Annotated in this window: 8 protein-coding genes; all 8 read right to left on the reverse strand. The window is 72.2% G+C overall.

The genetic code is table 11. The features are described from left to right. Positions 1–350: 350 nt before the first annotated feature. Positions 351–695 carry a barstar family protein gene (locus tag CCN33_RS12160; RefSeq protein ID WP_086693648.1) on the reverse strand — a complete coding sequence of 115 codons (345 nt, stop codon included), beginning with the start codon at positions 693–695 and terminating at the stop codon, positions 351–353. 393 nt (positions 696–1,088) lie between these two features. Continuing rightward, positions 1,089–1,643 carry an NADPH-dependent FMN reductase gene (ssuE, locus tag CCN33_RS12165; RefSeq protein ID WP_086693649.1) on the reverse strand — a complete coding sequence of 185 codons (555 nt, stop codon included), beginning with the start codon at positions 1,641–1,643 and terminating at the stop codon, positions 1,089–1,091. A gap of 62 nt (positions 1,644–1,705) precedes the next feature. After that, positions 1,706–2,773, reverse strand: a complete 1,068-nt coding sequence (locus tag CCN33_RS12170) for an LLM class flavin-dependent oxidoreductase (RefSeq protein ID WP_086693650.1) — start codon at positions 2,771–2,773, stop codon at positions 1,706–1,708. After that, entirely contained in the window at positions 2,770–4,095 is a 1,326-nt protein-coding gene (locus CCN33_RS12175; RefSeq protein WP_244173773.1) for an NtaA/DmoA family FMN-dependent monooxygenase, read from the reverse strand. Before CCN33_RS12175 ends, CCN33_RS12170 begins: the two co-directional genes overlap by 4 nt. Further along, on the reverse strand, positions 4,092–5,084 hold the full coding sequence (locus CCN33_RS32920) for an LLM class flavin-dependent oxidoreductase (protein ID WP_086693651.1): 993 nt from the start codon (positions 5,082–5,084) through the stop codon (positions 4,092–4,094). The genes CCN33_RS12175 and CCN33_RS32920 overlap by 4 nt, the downstream gene beginning before the upstream one ends. Before the next feature lie 11 nt (positions 5,085–5,095). Then, the gene (locus tag CCN33_RS12185) at positions 5,096–6,076 is read right to left on the reverse strand and encodes an ABC transporter substrate-binding protein (protein WP_086693652.1); all 981 of its coding nucleotides are present in this window, start codon (positions 6,074–6,076) and stop codon (positions 5,096–5,098) included. A 36-nt stretch (positions 6,077–6,112) separates the two neighbouring features. After that, entirely contained in the window at positions 6,113–6,877 is a 765-nt protein-coding gene (locus CCN33_RS12190) for an amino acid ABC transporter ATP-binding protein (protein WP_086693653.1), read from the reverse strand. Beyond that, a partial coding sequence (locus CCN33_RS12195; protein WP_140394520.1) for an ABC transporter permease subunit occupies positions 6,874–7,293 on the reverse strand: 420 nt, incomplete at its 5' end. The genes CCN33_RS12195 and CCN33_RS12190, both read right to left, overlap by 4 nt.

Below are 7,293 nucleotides of genomic sequence, written 5' to 3' on the forward strand. Positions count from 1 at the left end.
CGGGCGACCGGTGCGCGGAGGTGAGCCATCTGCGTCCTCGTACTGGTCCGTCGGGCCTGGCGTCGGAAAGAAAAGGGAAAGGAAAAGAGCCCTGAGTTGTCCGACGGGAATTCACGGTAGTTGTCTGGGCGGTAGGCGCGGCGGGCAGTTGACAAAGTCTCCCGGCCTGCGTCCCGCTCTGGTATGAGGCGTCGTACGCCCGATCGATAAAGCCGGTGAATTTCCGCGTCGGAGGGAAAAGAAAACGGTCCACCCCGATCAGAAGAAATCATTTCCTGGTGATCCGTACGGGCTCAGCACCCCGTACGCTCCCGCCTGACCTGCGCCCGGCTCCGGCGAGGACCGCAGCCTCAGACCAGCGTCAGGACCACCGCGAGCGTCGAGTCGTACTTCTGCTGGCGTCCCGCGACCGATTCGAGGACCTGCTGGGCGCTCTCCCACTCCTCGGGCTGGGCCTTCGCGTAATCGCGCCAGCCGACGACGACGAGGAGGCGGCCCGGCACCTCGGGGCCCCAGCCGATGTCGCCGCAGGCGTCCTGGAACGCCTGCCAGTTGCGGCCGGCGAACTCGGGCAGGTCGAGGGCCTCGGCAGCGCGGTCCATGAATCCGGCCTGGTCCGTGACGCCGGCGAGGTCGAGCGGAATGACCTTCCAGCCGGCCTGGTGGACGGCCTCGGCGAGGGTGGCTGCGGGCATGTCGGCACCGCCTTCGGGGTCCGGGGACTGCCTCGGTCCCCTCATGATGCCCCGGTGGGAGCGGGTCCGCAGATCCGCCCGGCCGGGCCCGGACGGCCGCCCCGGTAGGCCGTCCCCTTGTACCCCGGAGCCGTACCGGGCGCGCCCGGTCCCGCCACCGACCCCGGCCGGGTGGTGATCGGCCTGGCCGCCGCACATGTGCGGGACGCCGCGTCCGTCGCCGCGCTGGACGCCGTGGGGGCGCGGTACGCCGGGCACGGCGCGACGGTCGGGATCACCGGCCGGGGCGAGCGCAGCGCCCGCCGGCACAGCCCGCTGACCGGCGAGCCGGCGGCCAAGGGCCGAGCGGACGCCGGCCCCCGTATCGGCGCGGACCCGTGCCGCGCCGACCCGTCACCCGGTGGCGGCCAGCAGGGTGCGGCCGCCGAGGGCGACGGAGAACTGGTCGGTGATCTGGGCCAGCGCCTCGGCGGTGCCGGGGGCGACGGCCAGGGTGCCGTCCTCGCGCACCACTATGTCCTTGTCGAGGGTGAACCAGCCCTGGACTATATGGGCCGCACCCATGGAGCTGAGCACCGGCCGCAGGGCGTAGTCGATGGCGAGGACATGGGCCGTGGTGCCACCGGTGGCGAGCGGCAGCACCGTCTTGCCGGTGAGCGCGTACTGCGGGAGCAGGTCGAGGAAGGACTTGAGCAGCCCGGAGTACGCGGCCTTGTACACGGGCGTGCCGATCACGACGCCGTCGGCCCGGTCGACCAGTTCGGCGGCGGCCGCGATGGCCGGGTGCCTGACATCGGCGCCGAGCAGTGCGTCGGCGGGCAGCCCGCGCACGTCCAGCGGGACCACCTGGTGTCCCTGGCGGCTCAGCCGTTCGTCCAGGTGGCGCAGCAGACGGCCGGTGCGGGAGGTGGCGGAGGGGCTGCCGGAGATGGACAGGACGGTTGCCATGGGGGGACCTTTCGAGCGAAGTTCGGTGGGCGGGAGCCAGGGGGTGTCTCGGTGCGTCCCCCTTACGCCTGCTGCCACAGGGTGGTGGGCGCTTCCGTCCGCACCACGGGTGCGATCTCCTCGGCGAACCAGCGCAGCTGGTCGATCTGCCGGGGCAGGGAGAGGCCGGAGCCGTCGACGGTGACGGACTGCAGGTCGTGCCGGTAGGCCGCGTGGAAACCGAGGATCTTGTCGATGACCTGCTGCGGGCTGCCGATCAGGTGGGGCCCGTCCGCGATGGCCTCCTCGACCGTGCGGAACGGCGTGTTGTAGCCCGGCTTGCCGGCCAGGTGCGGCTTGTAGGACTGGCGGACGCGGGCCTCGTAGAAGTCCTTGAACTCGGCGACGGCCTGCTGACTGGTGCGGGCGATGAACAGGCCGCCGGAGCCCGCGCCGACGTGGGCGCCGGCCGGGTCGTGGCCGTGGGCGGCGAAGCGCTCCCGGTAGTGGTCGATGAGCCGGGTGTACGCCTCGCGGGGCTGGATGGCGTTGGCGCTGAACAGCGGATCGCCGTGCCGGGCGGCCAGTTCCGGGGAGTTGAGGCTGGTGGCGGAGCCGTGCCAGACGCGGGGCGGGCGGCCCTCGTAGGGGCGCGGCAGGGTGGTGACGCCGCTCAGGGGCGGGCGGAACTTGCCCTGCCAGGTGACGTCCTCCTCGCGCCAGAGCCTGCGCAGCAGCTCGTACTTCTCGGCCTGGTAGTCCCACTGGAGGCCCTCGTCCAGGCCGAAGAGGTCGAAGTGGCCGGCCTCGGCGCCCTTGCCGATGACGAGTTCGAGGCGGCCGCGGGAGAGCTGGTGGAGAGTGGCGTAGTCCTCGGCGACCCGGACGGGGTCGAGGATGGCGAGCACCGTGACGCCGGTGAGCAGCCGGATGCGCGAGGTGCGGGCGGCGAGCGCGCCGAGCAGCACGGTGGGGCTGGAGGAGAGGAAGGGACCGGCGTGCCGCTCCCCGATCGCGTACGCGTCGAAGCCCAGCTCCTCGGCGGCGACCCCGGTCTCCACGATCTCGGTCAACCGGTCGGCGGCGGGCACCTGTTCGCCGGTCAGGGGGTGCGGGGCGTGACCGCCGATGGTGAGGACCTGGAACCTCATGCGGGCTCCTGTTGACGCGGTGCGGGGAGGCCGAGGCCGAGGTGGTCGCGCAGGGTGCGCCCCTCGTACTCGGTGCGCAGGACACCGCGCTCCTGGAGCAGCGGCACGACCCGGTCGACGAACTCGTCGAGCCCGCCGGGGGTGAGGTGGGGTACGAGGATGAAGCCGTCGGCCGCGTCGGTCTGCACGTGTTCGTCCATGGCGGCGGCGACCGAGCCGGGGGTGCCGATGAAGGACTGGCGGGCGGTGAGTTCGATGGCCAGCTCGCGGATGGAGAGGTGTTTCTCCTCGGCGAGCGCCCGCCAGCGGGCCGCGATGCCGAAGCGGTCGGCCATGTGCGCCCAGCCCTGGGCGAGTTCGCCGTCCGGCACGGGTTCCACGTCCGGGAGCGGTCCGTCGGGGTCGTAGCCGGTGAGGTCGCGGCCCCAGACGTTCTCCAGCGTGGCGATGGCCGTCTGCGGGCTGACCTGCTGACGCCGGATGTGGGCGGCGCGCTCCTGCGCGTCGGCCTCGCTGTCGCCGAGGACGACCGTCGCGGCGGGCAGGATCTTGAGCTGGTCCGGGGTGCGCCCGTACCGGGCCAGGCGGCCCTTGACGTCGGCGTGGAAGGCACGGCCCGCCTCCAGGGTGCCGTGCCGGCTGAAGACGACGTCGGCGGTGCGCGCGGCGAACTCCCGGCCCTCGTCGGAGTCCCCGGCCTGGATGAGGACGGGGTGCACCTGGGGCGAGTGGGGCAGCGTGGCGCGGGCGGTGATGTCGAACTGGGGCCCGCTGTGCCGGACGGTGCGCGGGGTGCCGCCGCTGGGCCAGGAGTCCCACAGGGCGCGGGCCACCTCCACGAACTCGGCGGCACGCGTGTAGCGGTCGGCGCGGTCGAGGTAGCCGCCGCGCCGGAAGTTCTCGCCGGTGAACGCGTCGGAGGAGGTCACGATGTTCCACGCGGCCCGGCCCCCCGAGAGGTGGTCGAGCGAGGCGAATCTGCGCGCGAGTTCGTACGGCTCGTTGAAGGTGGCGTTGACGGTGGCGGCCAGCCCGAGGTGTTCGGTGACGGCGGCGAGCGCGTTCAGCACGGTGAGCGACTCGGGGCGGCCCACCACGTCCAAGTCGTGGATGCGGCCCTTGCGTTCGCGCAGCCGCAGTCCTTCGGCGAGGAAGAAGAAGTCGAACCGGCCGCGCTCGGCGGTGCGGGCCAGGTGCTGGAAGGAGGAGAAGTCGATCTGGCTGCGGGACTCGGGGTCGCGCCACACGGTGGTGCTGTTGACACCGGGGAAGTGCGCGGCGAGGTGAACCTGCTTGCGTCCGGCGGGGGTCGAGGCGCTCACAGCGCGGCCTCCGTCCGTACGGCGTAGCGGCTGTCGGGGCGGGTCAGACCGAGGTGGTCGCGCAGGGTGCGGCCGGTGTGGGTGGCCCGGAAGAGGCCGCGGGCCCGCAGGGCGGGTACGACGTCGTGGATCACGGCGGGCAGTTCCTCCGTGGGGCTGGTGGTGACGAGGTGGAAGCCGTCCGTGCCGGCCTCGGCGTGCCAGTCGGCGAGCAACTCCGGAAGCGCGCCTGGGGTTTCGGTGACGCCGACGCGTATCAGCACGCGCAGGTCGTCCCGGCCGGCCCGGCTCAGCAGTTCGGTACGGGCCTCGCGGGCGGTGGCCGGGCTGTCGGCGTCCAGCAGGACGATCTCGGCGTACTGGGCGGCCAGCTCCCAGCGGGCGTCGCGGCCTTGGGCGTCGAGTGCGACCGCGACAGGTGGCCGCCCCTGCGGTGGCCGGGGCACGATGGACGGTCCCCGGACCGAGAAGTGCGGCCCGTCGAAGTCGGCGTAGTGCAGCTTGTCGCGGTCGATGAAGCGGCCGGTGCCGGCGTCCCGTATCTCCGCGTCGTCCTCCCAGCTGTCCCAGAGCCGGGCGGCGACCTCGGCGGCGTCGGCCGCCTCCGCCCACAGCTCGGCGTCGGGCGCGGGATCACGCCGGCCGACGGCGCGGGCAGCTTCCTCGGTGGTGGAGACGTCGACCAGCCAGCCCGCCCGGCCCCCGCTGACGAAGTCCAGGGTGGCGAGGGCGCTGGAGGTGTGGAAGGGCTCGGTGTGGGTGGTGGTGACCGTGGGGACCAGGCCGATGCGGCTGGTGCGGGCGGCGGCGTGGGCCAGTACGGCGACGGCGTCGAGGCGGCCGTCCCCGTCGGCGGGGTCCAGGGAGTCGTCGAGGGTGACGAAGTCCAGGGCGCCGAGTTCGGCGAGCTGGACCAGGCCGGTCCAGTGGGCGGCGGAGCGGGGCGCGGCGCTGCCGAGGGCGACGGAGAGATGGAGTTCGCGGGTCATGCTGTCCTCGCCTACTTCCCGGCCTTGGGCAGGCCGGGCGGGTTGATCTCGGACTTGGTCACGGCCTCGTCGGACAGCCCCCAGCGCTTCAGCACCTTCGCGTAGGTGCCGTTCTCGATGACGTGGTTGAGGGCGTCGGCGAGCGGCTTGGCGAGGCCGCTGTCCTTCTTGGTGGTGGCCGCGATGAGGCCCTGGAGGGTGGCGCCGGCGCCGGAGTAGGTGCCGACGACCTCGGTCTGGCCGGTGGTCGCCGCGTGGTAGGCGGCGGTCGGGTTGGGGCCGACGTAGACGTCGATGCGCCCGGAACGGAGCGCGAGGTAGGTGTCGCTCTCGTCCTGGTAGTACTTGATGTGGATCGGCTCGCGGCCCGCCTTCTCGTTCTCCTTGCTCCACTCGACCAGGAGCTTCTCCTGGTTGGTGCCGCTGGAGACGGCGACGTTCCGTCCGGCGAGGTCGGCGGGGCCGGTGACCTTCAGGCCGCTGCCCTTCTTCGCAGCGAACCCGAGGTTGTCCTCGCGGTAGGTGGCGAAGTCGTACTTCTCCTTGCGCTCCTCGGTGACCGTGATGTTGCTGAAGCCCACGTCGTACTTGGCGCTGTCCAGGCCGACGAAGATGTTCTCCCAGGAGACGGTGTTGAGGTGCGGCTTGAGCCCGAGCACCCCGGCGACCAGGTAGGCGATGTCGGGTTCGACGCCGATGACGGTCTTGTTGTCGGTGGCGTGGAAGCCCAGTGGCGCGGCCGAGTTGGAGGAGTCGACGATCTCCAGGGTGCCTCTCTTGCGGATCTTCTCCGGGACCTCGGCCGCGATGGAGGCGACCCGGTCCGTGGTGATCCGGTGCTGGTCCGGGCCGAGGTTGATCTTCGTGGTGGTGCCCTTGCCGGCCGCGACCTCGGCCGTGCCGCCGTCGGTGGGATTGGCGCAGGCGGCCAGGACGAGGGCGGAGGCGAGGCCGAGTGCGGGGGCGACGATACGGCGGGCGGTGGTGGACACGCGGAAGTCTCCTTCTGGTGGTGCGGAGCGGGATGGTCAGAGGACCTTGGCGAGGAAGGCGCGGGTGCGTTCGCGCTGCGGGTCGTCCAGGACGGCCGCGGGCGGCCCCTGTTCGACCACGGTGCCGTCGTCCATGAAGACCACGGTGTCGGCGACCTCGCGGGCGAAGCCGATCTCGTGGGTGACGACGATCATGGTGGTGCCGGTGCGGGCCAGGTCCTTGATGACGTCCAGGACCTCGCCGACCAGCTCGGGGTCGAGCGCGGAGGTGGGTTCGTCGAAGAGGAGCACCTTGGGCTCCAGGGCGAGCGCGCGGGCGATGGCGACGCGCTGCTGCTGGCCGCCGGAGAGCTGGCGCGGGTAGGCGTCGGCCTTGTCGGCGAGGCCGACCCGGTCCAGCAGGCGGCGCGCGGTGGCCTCGGCCTCCTTCTTGGGGCGGCGCAGCGCGGAGACGGGGGCTTCGATGAGGTTGTCCAGCACGGTGAGGTGCGGGAACAGGTTGAAGTTCTGGAACACGAAGCCGATGTGGGTGCGCTGTCTGAGGACGTCCCGTTCCTTCAGCTCGTGCAGCTTGTGCCCGGCGCGGCGGTAGCCGATGAGTTCGCCGTCGATGCTGATCCAGCCGCTGTCGACCTTCTCCAGATGGTTGATGGTCCGCAGCAGGGTGGACTTGCCGGAGCCGGAGGGACCGAGGATCACGGTGACCTCGCCCGCCCGTACGGTCAGGTCGACGCCCCGCAGGACTTCCAGCGGGCCGAAGCTCTTGTGGACGCTGCGCACGTCCACCATGACGTCGTTCATCGGCTCTCTCCCCCGAGGTGAAGTGCGGTGACGGGTGCCTCGCGCCGGGCGGCGGCCGCGCGCAGGTCCCGCAGGAAGCGGCGGGCCCGCTGGAGCGGGGTGGGCGGCGGGGTGCGGTCGGCGCCGCGGGCGTAGCGGCGCTCCACGTAGTACTGGGCGACCGACAGCAGCGAGGTCAGCAGGACGTACCAGGCGGTGGCGACGAGCAGCAGCGGGATGACCCGGCCGTTGCGGCCGTAGATGACCTGGACCTGGTAGAACAGCTCGCCGATGGCCATCACGTAGACCACCGAGGTGCCCTTGAGCAGCCCGATGATCTCGTTGCCGGCGGTGGGCAGGATGGCGCGCATGGCCTGGGGCAGCACGATCCGGCGGATCTGCCGCAGCCGGGGTATGCCGAGCGCGGCGGCGGCCTC

The organism is Streptomyces recifensis, assembly GCF_002154615.1.
Lineage (GTDB): Bacteria > Actinomycetota > Actinomycetes > Streptomycetales > Streptomycetaceae > Streptomyces > Streptomyces griseoluteus.

Bases quoted from the DNA above. Each gene is read 5' to 3' on its own strand.
- CCN33_RS32920 (WP_086693651.1), bottom strand. From the start codon at position 5,084: ATGACCCGCGAACTCCATCTCTCCGTCGCCCTCGGCAGCGCCGCGCCC.
- CCN33_RS12190 (WP_086693653.1), bottom strand. From the start codon at position 6,877: ATGAACGACGTCATGGTGGACGTGCGCAGCGTCCACAAGAGCTTCGGC.
- ssuE (WP_086693649.1), bottom strand. From the start codon at position 1,643: ATGGCAACCGTCCTGTCCATCTCCGGCAGCCCCTCCGCCACCTCCCGC.
- CCN33_RS12160 (WP_086693648.1), bottom strand. From the start codon at position 695: ATGCCCGCAGCCACCCTCGCCGAGGCCGTCCACCAGGCCGGCTGGAAG.
- CCN33_RS12170 (WP_086693650.1), bottom strand. From the start codon at position 2,773: ATGAGGTTCCAGGTCCTCACCATCGGCGGTCACGCCCCGCACCCCCTG.